The organism is Nocardia sp. IFM 10818 (genome assembly GCF_054655275.1).
Window position 1 is genome coordinate 5,040,015 of sequence record NZ_BAAHJH010000001.1, and the last position, 15,822, is coordinate 5,055,836.

Here is a 15,822-nt window from a genome sequence, read left to right on the forward strand (position 1 = left end):
GATCTACCCCGAAATCCTGATGCCGACATCCAGGCCCCAGATCACGATCGTCAGGATCATGTCCAGGATCACCACCAGCACCAGGCTGGCGCGAATGGCCCGGCCCGAGGCGCGGCCCACGCCCTCCGGCCCGCCGGAGGCGTAGAAGCCCTGGTAGCCGTGGATGAGAATGATGGCGACCACGAAGATCGTCGCCTTGAGCAGTGAGGCGAGCACATCGCCGGGTTGCAGGAAGGCGTCGAAATAGTGGTAGTAGGTGCCCGACGACTGCCCGTGCAGCACATTCACCACGGTCGCGCACGACAGGTACGACAGGATGAGCGTGAGCAGGTGCAACGGGACGATGGTGATGACGCCCGCGATCACGCGGGTGGTCACCACGAACGGCATGGGCCGGATGCCGATCGCCTCCAGGGCGTCGATCTCCTCGGAGATGCGCATGGCTCCGATCTCGGCGGTCATGCGGCAGCCGGCCTGGGCGGCGAAGCCGATGGCGGCCACCATGGGCGCCATCTCCCGGGTATTGGCGTAGGCGGAGACGAACCCGGTGAGCGGGCCCATGCCGACCATATTGAGCGCCGTGAAGCCTTCCACGCCAATGGATCCGCCGACGGCGATGCCGAGGAAGGCGAGCACCGCCACGGTGCCGCCGCCGACGATGATGGCGCCGGAGCCCCAGGTGATGTCGGAGAGGATCAGCATGGTCTGGCGCCGGTAGTACCGCAGCGTGTGCGGGACCGCGGCCAGTACCTCGTAGACGAAAGTCGCTTGGTGGCCGAGGGATTCGAAGACCGACAGCGGCGCCTGCGCGCCGCGCTCGGCCATGCGCCCGGCGACGCCGAGCGGCTGATAGCGGGCGGGTACTTGTGTCATCAGCCCACCTGCGTCGGGAGGAACATCGAAACCAGCTGGGTGATCACCAGATTCACGCCGAAGGCGGCGATCACGCCGATGACCACCGCCGCGTTCACGGCATTGGCCACGCCCTTCGGGCCGTGCGTCGCCTCCAGTCCCCGCTGGCAGGCGACGATCAGCACGATCACCCCGAAGATGATGGATTTCACGATGGCCACCGCCAGATCGCTCATCTTGGCGAAGGCCGCGAAGGCCGACAGGTAGCTGCCGGGCGTGACGCCCTGGAAGCCGACGGCGATCACGTAGCCGGTGAACACGCCCATGAAGATGATCAGCATGCACAGCAGCGGCGTGAGCGTGATCATGGCCGCCAGCCGCGGCGCGACCAGCCGGCGCACCGGGTCGATGCCCATGGTGCGCAAAGCGTCCACTTCATCGCGAATGGTTCTGGCGCCCAGATCCGAGGCGATGGCCGAACCGGCCGCACCGCCCAGCAACAGGGCCGTCACCATGGGCGCGCCCTGCCGGATCACGCCGAGGCCGCCGGCCGCGCCGGAGACCGAGGAGGCGCCCACCTGCTGGGTCAGGCTGCCGACCTGCACCGCGACGATGACGCCGAACGGAACCGCCACCAGCACAGCGGGAATCGCCGTCACCGAGACGATGAACCAGCCTTGCTGCAGCGTGTCCCGCCACGGATGTTTGAGACCGATCAGGTCTGTGAACAGGTAGCGAAAGGCCGCCACCCCCAGTTGCAGGGTTCGCCCGAATGTGCGCAACCCCGAGAGAACGAACTCGATTGCCTGCCGAATCAACGGCTCCGGCCCCCGAATGGCCTTGTCGACCAATGCGTACCACCCCACTGCCCCACTGTTGGCTGAATGCCGACTGGGTCACAGTAATACAGTTTTCCGACTGACGTGTCAGTCTTCACTCGGTCGCGTGAAAGGCTTGACCTACCAGGGGTTTTACGTGAAGAATGCGCGACTTCCGCGAAATGCCCATCTCTTGAACAAGATTAGCAATCCATTGGCAAATGAGTAATGAAGGAGAGCGTTCTCGACTGATTTACCTGCATTTCACTGTTGCGCGAAATTCGCTGGGCTGCCGCCGATCACAGATCGGCCCAGACAGTTCATGGTTTTCGACTGCACAGCAGCCCCGGCCGGTTCTGGCAGTACCGTCACAGCAACCCTCCCCCGTCGCGCGATCTGCGGTGCGGGCCGTCGCGCAGGGCCTTGCTGGCCAGCACAACGACCTTCGGCCACAGCGTAACCGGCGTCCCAGCAGCCCGCCCGCCACCGCCGGGCCCGTCCGCCCGCGATCATGCCGCAGTCAAGGTCCATGTCCGGATCCGGACGCCCTCGGGCGACAATGCGCGGCACATCTGAGACAGCTCCGCGCGTGCAAACGTGTCCGCTCACACCGCGGCGGTTCCACACCATGGCGACATCATGCGCCACCCGGCCCGCGCTGTCCGGCGAAGTCGGCAAGACGGGCAATCGGGATCGATTCGTCGGCGCCGGAAGCCGGATCCAGCGGAATCCGGCGGGCAATGAGTGCTTGCGCCGCACGAATATCGGCGGGACGGCCGAGGGCCACCGCACCGGTCGGCCTGCCCTCGCGCAGCGCGAGGACCGTGAGGCTGCGACTGCCCGGCGAACCGCGCACGACGAGTTCGTCATCCGGCGCGATTCGCCCGGCGAACTGCAGGTTGAGACCATATTGTGTGGACCAGCCCCATGGGACGTCCGCCTCGCCGGACGCGATGCCGAGCATGGATCGCGCCGCGGCCGCGCCCTGGGACCGGGCGCTGTTCCACTGTTCCTCGCGCCGATGCACGCCCGATTCCGGATCGAAGCGCGCCGCCGCATCGCCCGCCGCGAAGACTCCCGGAGCCGATGTGCGATACCGCTCGTCGACGAGGATGCCGTCGGCGATATCGAGTCCGGCCGCCGCGGCGAGTTCGGTATTCGGGACCGCTCCGATGGCGACCAGCACCGCACCGGCGACCCAGCGGCGACCATTCGCGGCCACGGCGGCCACCCCATCGGCGGTGCGCTCCAGGCGACTCAGACAGACTCCGGTGTGCAGTTCGACGCCGTGCTCGCCGTGCAGGTCTCGATAGCATTCGCCGATGACCGCGGGAGCCACGCGGTCCAGCGGCGTGGCTCCGGCGTGCAGGACGGTGACGCGGGCGCCGAGCCCGCGTGCGGTGGCCGCGACCTCACAGCCGATGAGCCCGGCGCCGACGACCAGCAGGGACCCGTCCGCATCGAGCGCCGCGCGGATGGCGGCGATATCGGCGCGCTCACGCAGGGTATGGACGCCCGCGGTCACCCCGGCCGGCCCGGCCATTCCCGGCAGTGCGCGCGGACGCGCACCGGTGGCGAGAAGCAGGCTGTCATAACCGAATTCGGTGCCGTCGGCGAGCCAGACCGCGCGGCGATCCGGATCGATGCGCACGACGCCCGAGCCCGTGCGCACATCGATCTGCTGCGCCCGCCAGAAGTCGGCGGGTTCGAGCAGTGCCCGCTGCTCGGTCACCGTGCCGGCGAGCAGCTCCTTGGAGACCATCGGGCGCCGGTACGGCAGGGAGGCTTCCGCGCCCAGCAACACGATCTCGCCGCAATAGCCTTCGCCGCGCAGGGTTTTCGCCGCGGTCGCGCCGGCGACCCCGGCGCCCGCGATTACGATGCGCCCGGTCACGCGCGGCTGACCTCGACCATCTCGAAGTCCGATTTGGCCGCACCGCAATCCGGGCAGGACCAGTCCTCGGGAATATCGGCCCAGCGGGTGCCGGGCTCGATGCCGTCCTCGGGCCAGCCCTCGGCCTCGTCGTACTCGAAGCCGCACTGCAGGCAGCGGAACAGTTTGTAGTCGGTGTTCATCGCGGGTGATCCGTTCTGGCGGTGGTGGATTCGAAGTCGATCTTTTCCCGGACGCCGCAGTCCGGGCAGCACCAGTCGTCCGGCACCGCCGACCAGGGCGTGCCGGCCGGGAAGCCCTCGCGGGGCGCGCCGGCCGCTTCGTCGTAGACGTACTCGCAGACCGGGCAGCGGTAGGCGGCCATCACCGCGCCCCGTACTGCGCGAGCACGCGAGCGCGCTTGCGCGGCTGGATGTTCACGCGGGTGATATCGCCGCGGTAGTGATCGAGCACCCGGTGGTCCATGACCTTGCGCCACAGCGGCGGAAAGTAGGCCAGCCCGATCATGCTGGCGTAACCGCTGGGCAGGTTCGGCGCGCCGTCCATGCTGCGCAGGATCTGATAGCGCCGGGTCGGGTTGGCGTGGTGATCGCTGTGGCGCTGCAGGTGGTACAGGAAGATATTGGTGACGATGTGATCGGAGTTCCAGCTGTGCGCCGGGGTACAGCGTTCGTAGCGGCCACTCGCGGTGCGCTGCCGCAGCAGCCCGTAGTGCTCGAGATAGTTGACCGTCTCCAGCAGGGTGAACCCGTACACGGCCTGAATGACGAGGTAGGGCAACACCGCCGGGCCGAACACCGCGGTCAGCGCTCCCCAGAGCGCCACCGACATGAGCCAGGCGTTGAGCACGTCATTGTGAATACTCCACGTGCGCTTGCCCACTCGCTGCAGGCGCGCCCGCTCCAGCTCCCACGCCGAGCGCAGGCTCCCGAACACGCTGCGGGGCAGGAAAGTCCAGAACGATTCGGCGAAGCGAGCACTCGCCGGGTCCTCCGGGGTCGCCACGCGCACGTGATGGCCGCGATTGTGCTCGATATAGAAGTGACCGTAGAAGGTCTGCGCCAGCGTGATTTTCGACAGCCAGCGCTCCAGTTCGTCCTTCTTGTGCCCGAGTTCGTGCGCGGTATTGATGCCGACCCCGCCCAGCACGCCGATACTCAGCGCCAATCCGATCCTGGAGACCAGGCCCAGCCCGCCGTCGACGCCCAGCCAGGACAGGTCGTCCGCCGTCCAGAGGTAGCAGGCGAAAACCACGCTCAGCAGCTGGAACGGAATGTAGGCGTACACGCAGTAGCGGTAGTACCGGTCGTTCTCCAGCATCTCCATGATCTCCTCCGGTGGGTTCTGACCGTCGGGGCCGAAGAAGCGATCGAGGATCGGCAGCAGCACATAGACCAGCAGCGGGCCGATCCACCACCACACGGGTGCGGCGCCCTGCCAGCCCAGGCGGTTGAACGCCCACACCAGGGCCGCGGCCAGGAATATCGCGGTCGGGGGCACCAGGCCGAACAGCCAGAGGTAGCGCTTGCGATCGCGCCACTGCGGCAGCGCGGCGGTGGTCGGCTCGTCGCGTCGAGACGTCGTCATGATCGAACTCCTTGTTTACACTTCTCAAAGAAGTGTATTCAGTAGATACACATGAAGCTCAGTTGTCAATGACGGGACGGATGACGTGCTCATGTACCATCGGACCGTGGTCGATGCGCCGAATTTCCAGACCGAGATGCGCCAGCTCCTGCGCGAGCGAGTGATCGACACCGCGCGCCGCATTGTCTGCACCGAGGGCTGGGGTGCGGTGAACATGTCGCGCCTGGCCAAGGAAGTGGGCGTGAGCCGGCCGGTGCTCTACAAGGAGATCGGCACCAAGGAAGTGCTCGCCGAGGTCGTCATCCGGCGCGAACTCGATACTTTTCTGGTCGGCGTGGCCGGTGCCCTCGCCGCGCATCCGGACGACGTGCACGCCGGATTCACCGCCGCGGTCGATTACACGCTGCGCACCGGCGCGGACAACACCCTGCTCAAGGCCGTGCTGGCGGGGCGGACCGCGCCCGACACCACGCTGCTGCCCGCCCTCATGACCGAGCCCGAGCCCGTCCTGGGCCCCGCCGTCGCCGCGGTGACGGCGGCGATCCGGGCGCAGTACGGGCTCGCGGACCTCTCCGAGGCCGAATTGGCCACGCGCACGGAGATTCTGGTGCGCCTGGCCTTGAGCCATCTGTTCCAGCCGACCGGACCCATCGATATGGCCGTGGCTCAGATCGAACTGGTGATCGCGGCCGTCTTCGCGCGCTGACGGCCGTGGTCCCCCGGGATTCAGAGTTCGATCGCGCGCTCGCGCAGTCGCGCCAGCGCCGCCTCCTCCGGCCACTGCCGCGCCTCGAAGCGCGGCGGGTTCAACCCGGGCAGCGGCACCAGACCGAGGATCTCGACCACCGCGTCGAACGGGACGGTGCAGTCCACGTCGACCTCGCCCTCGGAGTCCATCCGCGCGAAATGCACGTAATCGGCCTGGGGCAGCAGATATTCCACGTCCTCGCCCCAGATCGTCACGGTGACCGGACCGGAATCGGCCGGCTGGAACAGCACCGACCCGGCGAAGGCGGGCGCCCGGCCCGGAATCGATTCCAGGCCCGCCTCGGATTCCTCGTTCAGGAAACGGGTTTGGATCGAGTACTCGGTGACGGCCAGCCCGCTGCGCGCCCGCAGCGCCTGCGCCCGCGCCGGATGGTCGCCGAGCTGATCCAGCGGCACCACCCTCCCGAAGTCGTCGATGGTGTACCCCTGCGGTGAAATCTGCCGCGCCGCTTCGCCGTACTGCTCCTCGACCATCTCGAAGACCTGCTCCAGCACATCGGCCTCGTCGGGCGCCAGCAGCAAGGTGTCATTGTCCGGGATGAACGCCACCGGCCGGTGCGCGCCGCCGCCGTAGCTCGCCAGCCACCCCGGCACCAGTAGCCACGATATCCACCACGACGGCCTCGTCCACGAACGGAAACGCCGGTCGCGCACACCGTTCCGCGCCCGGCCCGAAGGTCCCCATCCCGTGCGTCACCGGGCGCAGCACGGCCCGCAGCAGCGGCCGCGCCGACTCCCAATCCTGCGGCGGCTCATCGATACTCGTCACCGCGGCGACGAAATGATCGATCCGCTCCTGCATCTCCTCCACCGACACCCCCGCCAGCTCCCGGAACACATTCCCCAGATACATCACCTCCCCGCCGCTGTGCCGCACCTCGAACTCCGCCGCGTCGTACTCCCCATCGGTCACCCCGCGCGCCCGCAGACTCCCCAGCACGGCCTCCGCGAACTGCTCCCGTTCCATCCCGGATTACTCCCGCCATTCGAAATCACTTGTCGCCGAGGCACTCTGCCCCACCCCACCGACAAGTTCCCACCGAGCGCCCTACCCCACCTGCGGCGGTTCCGGATCGGTCGGCGGCGGATAGGGCGGGACCGGATCCGGAGTCGGGGTGGGCGGGACCGGGGACGGGCGGGGATTCGGGTCCGGCGGGACGGGATCCGGATTCGGCGCGGGCGGGACCGGGTCCGGATGCGGTTCGGGCGGGACCGGTTCCGGCGGCGGGACCGGGCGGGTCAGGTGCGGGTCGGCGAACAGCGCCGGATCGTCGTCGGCGGGCGGTTCCGGATTGCGCCATTCCTCGATGTGGGCGGTGTGGCCGCCGTGCAGCAGGTCGCGCAGGTCGTGCGCCAGGTGATCGTCCCGGGCCGGGCCGTGTTTGGTGTTGCCTCGTTCCATTCCACTTCCTCCTGTCATTCAGCGGAGCCGCAAGAGGGCGCCGACGCCCTCGGGCAGCGTGATCCGGCCGGTGACCGGAACGATGTCGCTGCCGCCCGCCAGCGCGGCCATCGGCACCGCCTCGTCGGCGCGCCGGACCCGGGCGGGGCCGGTGAGTGCTGCCGCGGTGGCGGCGATATCGGTGTGGGAGTCGCCCGCGAACACCTCGCGATCGCCGAGCGCGCGAGCGTCGACCAGCAGGTCGGCGACGGCGGTGGCGCGCAGCGCCGTGGCGGTGGCGGCGAGGCCGCCGGTGGCGGTGCCGCCGGTGCGGGCGCGCTCGGCGTCGTAGCGCTCGAGCACGGCCTTGCGACGAATCTCGGCGGCCTCGGCGACGATCTTGCGCGCCTGTTCCTCGACTTCGTCACGGTAGCCGTCGATTTCGACGCAGCGGCAGCGGCGGCGGCCGGTGTAGCGGTCGTCCAGCACCGCGCGCAGCGCCGAGCGGGTGGCCGGATCACCGGCCAGCAGGATCAGGGTGGCCCCCACCCGGTCGGCGAGCGAGCAGACCGCCTCGGACACGCTCTCGATGGTGTGGCGCACCAGGTTCCGGGCGCGGTCGCGGCGCGGGCGATGGGTTCTGGGGCCGCCGCGCACGCGGTGCACCGGGCTGACGGCTGCGTCGACGGCCCGGGCGAGGCGGTCCCCGTAGCAGGTCGTGGCGAGCAGGCGCGCGCCGGCGTCGTCGACCGTCACCAGCACATGGGGGACGCGCGGCGGCCGCTGCTCGAGCAGCGGCAGCACATAGGGCAGCGGCGACACCCGGACGATCTCCCGGGGCGGCGGCGCGGGCAGCGCATCGTCCACCACCACGGTGGTGGAGTCGGCGATGAGGGCGCGCCCGGAGCGCCCGGGCGCAGCGGGCCCGGCGGCGACCGCAATGCCGACGGCGCCGATGACCTGTTCGGAAGCGCCTGCGTCGGCTAGTTTCTGGCGAATGGATCGGTAGCCCAGTTCGACTTGCCGGACCGCGTCCTCGGTGTCGTGCGAACTGTCGAAGTAGACCGAGGCGAACGGTCCGGTCCGACTGAGCAGTTCCCGGAGACTCGTTCGGACCATACAGATGGGTTACCCCCGCATCCCGGGGGCAATCAGACCCTCGCGCGGCGCCGGAATCCGCCGCCCACCTGGGCTCCGGGTGAGCCGGTCTCGATGTGGTCACTACCGGAAGTGTCTCCGGTGTCGGCGCCCCGAGGCCCCATTAGGCTCGGACGGGTCCGAGATGAGGGGATGCCCGGAACACCGAGCCGTGGGGGTATTGTGCTCTTCTGCTTGCGAGTTGTGCTTGCCGCCTTGATATTCGGCTGCTTCGCCGGGCATGCGCAGGCCGACCCGCCCCAGCCCGGCCCGGGGCAGATCTCCGACCTGTCCGGCCTGCAGCGCTGGATCGAAGCGCACCTGCCCCCGCCCGCGCTGCCCGCCGCGCCGATGACCCCGCTCGTCGATGCCGGTGGACTGTCCCTCGAACTGGCTGCTCTGCGCGCCGCCACCATGCCCAAGACCATCGACGACGATTTCGTCGACGGCTGGCCGGAACTGCTCGCGGACTACGCGAACGGGAACGTCATCGCCTACCGCGATGTGACCGCGGCCGCCGAGCAGGTGCTGCTGGTGCCCGCGCGGCAGGTGCTGCAACTGAAGTTCCGCACCACCGACTCCCATGACGCGGCGTCCTACGCCGTGGCCACCCTGGTGATCCCGCACGGCGAGTGGCCCGGCGCGGGAACGCGTCCGGTGGTGGTGAACAATCTGCCCATCAACGGCCTCGGCCGCGACTGCAATCCGAGCTACAGCCTGGCGCGCGGCTGGGGCGAGGACAGCGATATCACCGACTACATTCCGCCCACCACCCAGCTGGCCATGCTGCGCGGCTACGCGGTGCTGATCACCGATCACGAAGGCCCGCGCATGGCCTACGCGGAACCGTATGTGGCCGGACACGCCGTCCTCGACAGCATCCGCGCGGTGCGCAATGCCCTGCCCGACGAGTTCGGCGACAGTCGATTCGGCATGATCGGCTATTCCGGCGGGGCGATCGCCACCCATGGCGCGGTCAAGCTGATGCCGGAGTACGCGCCCGAACTCGCCGATGTGGTGGTGGGCGCCGCCCTGGGCGGCGTGCCCGCCGATTTCGAGCTGCTGGCCGGGAGCATGAACGGAAATCTCGCGTCGGGGGTGTTCCTGGCCGCCACCTTCGCCATCGGCCGGGAGCGGCCGGAGATCCTGGATCGGATGAACGCGCTCGCGCAATGGATAGCCCTGATCATGAAGGATCAGTGCATCGATGTCTTCGCGCTCACCGGCATCTTCATGGTGCCCATCGATCTCGCCGCCGATTTCCCGAACCCGTTGCACAGCGCACTGGCACAGGACATCTTCCGGGTCACGCGCATGGAGGGGAAGAGATCGCCGGTGCCGCTGTTCATCTACAACGGCGCGCAGGAGTTCTGGATACCGGCCGAGGGGGCGCGGAACTTCTATCGCGAGCAGTGCGCGATGGGCGCGAACGCGGTGTACCGAGATGTGTTCGGCGAGCACGTGATCGCGGCGCTCACCGGCTTTCCGGAGGCCGTGCTGTGGCTGGACGAGCGCTTACGCGGGGTGCCCGCTATCAGCGAATGCTGAAGGCCCCCAACCGATAACGCACCGAATGCGCGGGGCATCGAATGACCCGGCCCCCGCCGTCGCGAGGGCCGCGATCCGCTCGATCACATCGGGTAGAGGTTGTGCTTGCGCGGATTCGGCTTGCGCACAGCGCCTTTGTCGCGCAGCAGGCGCAGGGCCTTGCGGATCTCCAGGCGCGTCGCCGACGGCTCGATGACCGCATCGATGTACCCGCGCTCGGCCGCCGTCCACGGCGTCGCCACGGTCGCGTTGTAGAAGTCGATCATCTGCTGCTTGACCGTCTCGCGCTGCTCCGGCGGCGCCGCGGCCAGCTGCTTGCGGCCCACGATGGAGATCATCGACTCCGCGCCCATGACCGCCAGCCGCGCCGTCGGCCAGGCCAGGCTGACATCGGCGCCCAGCTGCTTGCAGCCCATGACCGCATAGCCGCCGCCGAACGCCTTGCGGGTCACCACGGTCACCACCGGCACCGTGGCCTCGATGAGCGCGCGGAACATGCGGCCGCCGCGCTTGATGACGTGATTGCGCTCCTCGTCCACGCCGGGCAACACGCCCGGGGTGTCGACGACATAGACCAGCGGCACGTGGAACGCATCGCACAGCCGGATGAAGTGCGCCGCCTTGTCCGAGCAGGCCGCGTCCAGCGCGCCGCCCAGGGCCATCGGCTGATTGGCGATCACGCCGACCGGCGCGCCGTCGACCCGGGCGAAACCGGTGATGAGGTTCTGCGCGGTCTTCTCGCTGATCTCGTGGAAGGCGCCGTCGTCGAAGATGCGCAGCAGGATCTCGTGCATGTCGTAGCCGACCTTGTCCGAGTCCGGAATGATCTTGTCCAGCTGGCGATCGGACTCGGTGAGCTCGGGCTCCAGGCCCGGATTGACGATCGGCGGCTGCTCCAGGCAGCTGGTCGGCAGGTAGCTCAGGTAGTTGCGGACCCAGTCGAAGGCGTCCTGCTCGGTCTTGGCGACGTGGTGCACGGTGCCGTTCTGCTCCAGCGCCCGCGCACCGCCCAGTTCCTCGGCGGTGACCTCGGAGCCGGTGACGGCCTTGATGACCTCGGGACCGGTGACGAACATGTACGACTCTTCGGTCGCCACCAGGACATCCATATTGATGGGCCCGTACACCGAGCCCGCCGCGCACTTGCCGAGCATGACGGCCACCATGGGCACGTAGCCGGACAGGTCCTCCTGCAGCTTGCACATGAGCGCGTACCAGGCCAGCGAGGCGACGCCGTCCTGAATGCGGGCGCCGCCGGAGTCGTTGATGCACACCACCGGGCAGGCATTGTTGTAGGCGAAGTCCATGACCGCGCGCACCTTGCGGCCGAACATCTCCGACACCGAGCCGCCGTACACGGTCTGGTCGTGCGAGATCACCACGACCGGGCGGCCGTCGATGGTGCCGCGGCCGGTGACCACGCCGTCGCCGTAGAAGGCATTGGGCACGCCGGGCTGGCGCATGAGCGAGCCCATCTCCACGAAGCTCTTCGGGTCCAGCAGCATGTGCACCCGTTCCCGGGCGCTGGGGATGCCTTTCGCCGCGCGTTTCTGGATGCCGCGCTCACCAGCAGGTTCCTCGGCGATTTCCAGGAGCTTGCGCAGTTCCGCCAGCTTTTCCGCTGTACCCGTCATTACTTCGGTCTTGCCTTTCCGCCTACGAATTGGTGCCGGATCGCGGCCCGACCATGCACGCTACCGTGCACTGCCCACAACGAACCAGTGAACGCCTCGGTAACCTGTGCCGCCCACCACAGTCGAACGCCCGGCACAGACGGAGATACACTGCCGCCCGTGAGCTCACCGATGACTGTGCGCGCAGGGTCGCCCGAGGTGATCCGACCGGACTTGGACACATTCGGCTTCTCCGAGTGGCGGAGAACGGCGATCGTGGGTGCGGTGCTGGGCGGATCGGTCACCCGCAGCGTACTGCGGGGCGGGCTGCGACCGGCCAAACGGCGGCGGGCCGTGGCCGAGGGCGTGGTGGACGGCTTCGAGACGCTGGGCCCGATGTTCGTGAAGCTGGGGCAGCTGATCGCCTCGTCGCCGAAGGCGTTCCCCAAGGAACTGGCCGATGCCTGCCTGCGCTGCCTCGACGACGTGCCGCCGTTCCCGGCGACCGACGCGCGCGCCATTGTCGAGGCCGATCTCGGCAAGCCGATCTCCGAGCTGTTCCGCTCCTTCGACGACGAACCGCTGTCGGCGGCCTCGATCGCGCAGGTGCACGCGTGCGTGCTGGCCGACGGCCGGCCCGCGGTGGTGAAGGTGCAGCGGCCCGAGATCGCGCGGCGCATGATCGTGGACCTGCGCTCGGCCATGAAGCTGGCGCGGGCGCTGGAGAAGCGCTCGGAGAACGCGCGCGTGGCCAATGCCCAGGCGGTGGTGCGCGACCTGTACGAGGCGACCGTGGCCGAGCTCAACTTCCTCATCGAGGCCGACAACCAGTCGCGGGCCCGGCAGAACCTGGTCGCCTTCGGTGACAACACCAATGTCGCCATCCCCGAGGTGTATTGGGAGTACTGCGCGCCCCGGGTGCTGTGCATGGAACGCATGCGCGGCATGCCGCTGGACCGCTTCGACGATATCCGCGACGTGCATCCCGAACCCGAGATGCTCATCCGCCGCCTGGTCAAGGCGTGGATGGAAAGCGTTGCGGTGCACGGCCTCTTCCACGGCGACGTGCACGCCGGCAATCTCTGGCTGCTCGACGACGGCCGCGTCGCCATGCTCGATTTCGGCATTGTCGGCCGAATGGAAACCGAGTGGCGCGAGTTCGTCCGCTCGCTGTTCTACGCCAGCTCCATCGACGGCGATTTCCGCCCCGTCGCCCGCGCCCTGCGCAAGCTCGACCTGGTCTCCGACGACAATGGCGACGACGCCACCATCGGCCGCCAGCTCGCCGTGGCCCTGGGCCCGGTCCTCTCCGGCAGCCTCGACAAACTCGACCTCGGCGTGGTCGCCGCCCGCCTCCTGGAATTCGGCAAACGCCGCGGCGCCTCCGGCCCCGAACAACTCATGCTCATGGGCAAACAACTCGGCTACTTCGAGCGCTATGCCGTCGCTCTGGCCCCCGGCTGGAAACTCGGCAAGGACCTCTACCTCTTCCGCAACATCTTCCCCACCGAGGTAGCCGCCAAACTCACCGAAACCGGCGCCGAACTCCCCGCCGACTAGCCCACGGCCAGCCGTCCGCACGGGCCTCCGTCCGGACGGCCGGATCAGTCCTTCAGTGCTTGTTCACGCAGCCAGGCCAGGGTTTTGGCGAGGATGCGGGAGACGTGCATCTGGGAGATGCCCAGTTCTTCGGCGATCTGGGTTTGGGTTTTGGATTCGAAGAAGCGCATGACCAGGATGTGTTTTTCCCGGTCGGGGAGGTCCGCGATCAGGGGCTTGACGGCGAGAAATTCGTCGACCCGATCGTAGCGGGGTTCCACGCTGCCGAGAACTTCCATGAGGGAGAGCGGGGTGTTCTCGCTGTCGTCGCCGGCCACGGCGTCCAGCGAGGCCATTTGGTAGGCGTTGCCGGCTATGAGGGCCTGGGTCACCTCGACGAGGTCGACGTCCATCTCCTCGGCGATCTCGCGGGCGCGGGGTAGCCGGCCCAGGCGCTGCGCGAGGCGTTCGATGGTGGCGCCGATGCCGAGTTGGATTTCCTTGGTGCGCCGGGGAACTCGCACGGCCCAGGTGTTGTCGCGGAAGTGGCGGCGGACCTCGCCCATGATGGTGGGGACCGCGAAGGAGAGAAAGGAGGAGCCGCGGGTCACGTCGAAGCGGTCGACGGCTTGCACCAGGCCGATATCGGCGACCTGCAGCAGATCCTCGAAACTTTCGCCGCGGCCGGAGAAGCGCCGGGCGATATGGTCGGCCAGCGGCATGCAGCGGCCGATGAGACGTTCGCGCAGGGCCTCGCGCCGCGGATCGGCCGGATCGAGCTCGGCCAATTCCTTGAACAGCGGTTCTATATTGTCGTAACTGTCGCCTCGACTGCGCGAACGCCGGGGCTTGCGCTCATCCGTCATCGCTTTCACCCCGTGTCCGGCTGAATTCGACCACCGTGGGATATCCCCCGGATGCTGGATCGAAGGAGCCGGTGTGCGCGGTCAGCGATTCGGTGAGAGTCTGCAGCACGTGCCAGCCGAATCCGTCCTCGTCCAGCGTTTCACCATCGGCGGCGAGAGCCGTGACACGCACGCGCATCCGCTGTTCGTCGAAGTCGAAATCACAGTCCAGACAACTGCCGGGCACGGCGCCGACAATGAGGGCGGTCGCCACCTCGTCCAGCGCCACCCGCACATCGGTCACCTCGTCGAGCGCGAAATCGGCTATCAGGGCCACTGTTTCGGCCAGAGCGCGCAGCATGGTCAACTGGCCCAGATCAGCCGGTATTCGAATACCGATAGCGCTCGTATCGGTCTTCTCCCGGGACATCCACTCGGTCATGCGCAACTCCGCCAGTCCGTCGCCGAGTCGCGGAGACGGAATACGCCACGCCCGGCCATTGTCCGATCCATTCCTATTTCGCATGTCATTGGTCGCGGTACCCCCGCCGATCACGCCCAAACACGCGTCGGACCAGATTATTACGGCTGCGGCCGCTGATGCACCGTCAGGAGCAGATGATCGAACCGGGTCCGCAGCTCCACCGCCGCACCGCCCATGGCGGTGATCTCGGCGACGAGCTGGCTCGCCAATACCCGCAGTTTGGTATTGGTCTCCTGCGAGCGCCAGGTCAGCACCCGGAACGCCTGCTCGGAGTTGATGCCGTAGACGAGCATGAGCGCGCCCTTGGCCTGTTCGATCACCGCGCGTGCCCGGTACAGCTCGGGTAACGCATCGTCGAGGGTCTCCTGCCGGTGCTCGGCGAGGGTATCGGTCACATCGATGTAGTAGCCGGATGTCCCGACCACTCTGTTCTTCTCGTCAACCATGTGGTCACCCACCACAATGACGTGGCGCACCACTCCGCCTGTGTCGACGATGCGGTGCCGGCTGGAGAACGGTTCGCCGTTCTCCACGGCCCGTGCAAGGGAGGTGGCCACCTGGGCGCGGTCCTCGGGATGCTTGTGCTCGAGAAGCAGTTCCGTGGTGGGGTGCACTGTTCCGGGTGCGTAGCCGTGCATGGCCGCCACTTCGTCGGACCATTCCCACCGCTTGTCGGCGAACCAGAACCGGAAAGCGCCCACACTCTGCGGGCGTCCGGTTCCGATCACCTGCTCCAGCGCGTCGGCATCGCTCGAGGAGAGCTCTCCACCTGTCGTCACCTCACGATTATCCGCTGTCGAAAGGATTTCGAGCAGCGGATCGGTGGGGCCGAGATCGACCCGGCCCCACCCGACCTCTGTCGGCGACTACGCCTCCAACGCATCCTGAACCGACGAGTAGTACTGGAACAACGGCCGCAGGCCCGTCACTTCGAGAACTCGTTCGACTTCCCGGCGGCAGGCGACCACACGCAGATCGACCCCGGCCAGGGCTGCCAGCTCCTTGGCGGAGGCCAGCGCCGAAGCGCTGCCGATGCTCAGGAAGCGGGTCAGGCGCAGGTCGACGACCACGGCCCGGAAACTGGCTGCCACCGCCCGCTCCAGCGCTGCGGAGAATTCCGGTAGGACGGCTGCGTCCAGCTCACCTTCCACACGCACCACGAAGCATGTGGGCTCCCGGCTGCCGACCGGCGGCGGGTGCCGGTCACGGTCACTCGGTTCGGATCCATTCAGGTGAAAGGCGGCGGCGCCGACGCCACGCTGTAGAACGGCAATAGCGGACATGACTAAACCTCTCGAAGAGGGAGTTTCCGGCTTTTGCGCTGGAGTCCGCCGCCGCTGAGGGTCGAACGCCGTG

Annotated in this window: 18 protein-coding genes; 3 read left to right on the plus strand and 15 right to left on the minus strand. The window is 68.1% G+C overall.

Features of this window, described 5'->3' with window-relative positions; genetic code table 11:
* Positions 1 to 3: 3 nt before the first annotated feature.
* From ACYQ5L_RS23330 to ACYQ5L_RS23355, 6 genes are all read right to left on the minus strand, one after another.
* A complete protein-coding gene (locus tag ACYQ5L_RS23330; protein WP_459960160.1) occupies positions 4 to 873 on the minus strand; it encodes an MlaE family ABC transporter permease in 870 nt (289 codons plus the stop codon).
* Entirely contained in the window at positions 873 to 1,718 is an 846-nt protein-coding gene (locus ACYQ5L_RS23335; RefSeq protein WP_459960162.1) for an MlaE family ABC transporter permease, read from the minus strand. The genes ACYQ5L_RS23330 and ACYQ5L_RS23335 overlap by 1 nt, the downstream gene beginning before the upstream one ends.
* Positions 1,719 to 2,307: 589 nt before the next feature.
* Positions 2,308 to 3,564, minus strand: coding sequence for an NAD(P)/FAD-dependent oxidoreductase (locus ACYQ5L_RS23340; RefSeq protein WP_459960164.1), 1,257 nt, complete (start codon positions 3,562 to 3,564; stop codon positions 2,308 to 2,310).
* Positions 3,561 to 3,746: a rubredoxin gene (locus ACYQ5L_RS23345; RefSeq protein ID WP_459960166.1), complete on the minus strand. Its 186-nt coding sequence runs from the start codon at positions 3,744 to 3,746 to the stop codon at positions 3,561 to 3,563. The genes ACYQ5L_RS23340 and ACYQ5L_RS23345 overlap by 4 nt, the downstream gene beginning before the upstream one ends.
* Entirely contained in the window at positions 3,743 to 3,928 is a 186-nt protein-coding gene (locus tag ACYQ5L_RS23350; protein WP_459960168.1) for a rubredoxin, read from the minus strand. The genes ACYQ5L_RS23345 and ACYQ5L_RS23350 overlap by 4 nt, the downstream gene beginning before the upstream one ends.
* Positions 3,928 to 5,151 (minus strand): alkane 1-monooxygenase, encoded by a 1,224-nt coding sequence (locus ACYQ5L_RS23355; protein ID WP_459960170.1) that lies wholly within the window; start codon positions 5,149 to 5,151, stop codon positions 3,928 to 3,930. The genes ACYQ5L_RS23350 and ACYQ5L_RS23355 overlap by 1 nt, the downstream gene beginning before the upstream one ends.
* Before the next feature lie 106 nt (positions 5,152 to 5,257).
* Between ACYQ5L_RS23355 and ACYQ5L_RS23360 the strand changes: the two genes are divergently transcribed.
* Positions 5,258 to 5,857: a TetR/AcrR family transcriptional regulator gene (locus ACYQ5L_RS23360; protein WP_459960172.1), complete on the plus strand. Its 600-nt coding sequence runs from the start codon at positions 5,258 to 5,260 to the stop codon at positions 5,855 to 5,857.
* Positions 5,858 to 5,877: 20 nt separating this feature from the next.
* On the opposite strand, the gene ACYQ5L_RS23365 is transcribed toward ACYQ5L_RS23360, so the two are convergent.
* From ACYQ5L_RS23365 to ACYQ5L_RS23380, 4 genes are all read right to left on the minus strand, one after another.
* On the minus strand, positions 5,878 to 6,513 hold the full coding sequence (locus ACYQ5L_RS23365) for a hypothetical protein (protein WP_459960174.1): 636 nt from the start codon (positions 6,511 to 6,513) through the stop codon (positions 5,878 to 5,880).
* Positions 6,446 to 6,886, minus strand: coding sequence for a hypothetical protein (locus tag ACYQ5L_RS23370; protein WP_459960176.1), 441 nt, complete (start codon positions 6,884 to 6,886; stop codon positions 6,446 to 6,448). The genes ACYQ5L_RS23365 and ACYQ5L_RS23370 overlap by 68 nt, the downstream gene beginning before the upstream one ends.
* Before the next feature lie 81 nt (positions 6,887 to 6,967).
* Positions 6,968 to 7,321 carry a hypothetical protein gene (locus tag ACYQ5L_RS23375; RefSeq protein WP_459960178.1) on the minus strand — a complete coding sequence of 118 codons (354 nt, stop codon included), beginning with the start codon at positions 7,319 to 7,321 and terminating at the stop codon, positions 6,968 to 6,970.
* An 18-nt stretch (positions 7,322 to 7,339) separates the two neighbouring features.
* Positions 7,340 to 8,419, minus strand: a complete 1,080-nt coding sequence (locus ACYQ5L_RS23380; protein ID WP_459960179.1) for a baeRF2 domain-containing protein — start codon at positions 8,417 to 8,419, stop codon at positions 7,340 to 7,342.
* A 222-nt stretch (positions 8,420 to 8,641) separates the two neighbouring features.
* On the opposite strand from ACYQ5L_RS23380, the gene ACYQ5L_RS23385 reads away from it, so the two are divergent.
* Entirely contained in the window at positions 8,642 to 9,985 is a 1,344-nt protein-coding gene (locus ACYQ5L_RS23385; protein ID WP_459963515.1) for a lipase family protein, read from the plus strand.
* A gap of 83 nt (positions 9,986 to 10,068) precedes the next feature.
* Here the strand turns inward: ACYQ5L_RS23385 and ACYQ5L_RS23390 are convergent, their stop codons facing one another.
* A complete protein-coding gene (locus ACYQ5L_RS23390; RefSeq protein WP_459960181.1) occupies positions 10,069 to 11,619 on the minus strand; it encodes an acyl-CoA carboxylase subunit beta in 1,551 nt (516 codons plus the stop codon).
* Between the two features lie 171 nt (positions 11,620 to 11,790).
* Between ACYQ5L_RS23390 and ACYQ5L_RS23395 the strand changes: the two genes are divergently transcribed.
* Entirely contained in the window at positions 11,791 to 13,158 is a 1,368-nt protein-coding gene (locus tag ACYQ5L_RS23395) for an ABC1 kinase family protein (RefSeq protein ID WP_459963516.1), read from the plus strand.
* Between the two features lie 44 nt (positions 13,159 to 13,202).
* Here ACYQ5L_RS23395 and ACYQ5L_RS23400 read toward each other — a convergent pair whose 3' ends face one another.
* The 4 genes from ACYQ5L_RS23400 to ACYQ5L_RS23415 all read right to left on the minus strand — a co-directional run bounded on the left by ACYQ5L_RS23400 (position 13,203) and on the right by ACYQ5L_RS23415 (position 15,626).
* A complete protein-coding gene (locus tag ACYQ5L_RS23400; RefSeq protein ID WP_379194508.1) occupies positions 13,203 to 14,003 on the minus strand; it encodes an RNA polymerase sigma factor SigF in 801 nt (266 codons plus the stop codon).
* Positions 13,993 to 14,424 (minus strand): ATP-binding protein, encoded by a 432-nt coding sequence (locus tag ACYQ5L_RS23405; RefSeq protein WP_459960183.1) that lies wholly within the window; start codon positions 14,422 to 14,424, stop codon positions 13,993 to 13,995. The genes ACYQ5L_RS23400 and ACYQ5L_RS23405 overlap by 11 nt, the downstream gene beginning before the upstream one ends.
* A 140-nt stretch (positions 14,425 to 14,564) precedes the next feature.
* Positions 14,565 to 15,245 carry a PAS and ANTAR domain-containing protein gene (locus ACYQ5L_RS23410; protein ID WP_459960184.1) on the minus strand — a complete coding sequence of 227 codons (681 nt, stop codon included), beginning with the start codon at positions 15,243 to 15,245 and terminating at the stop codon, positions 14,565 to 14,567.
* Positions 15,246 to 15,332: 87 nt separating this feature from the next.
* Positions 15,333 to 15,626 carry an STAS domain-containing protein gene (locus ACYQ5L_RS23415; protein WP_459960186.1) on the minus strand — a complete coding sequence of 98 codons (294 nt, stop codon included), beginning with the start codon at positions 15,624 to 15,626 and terminating at the stop codon, positions 15,333 to 15,335.
* Between the last annotated feature and the right edge of the window lie 196 nt (positions 15,627 to 15,822).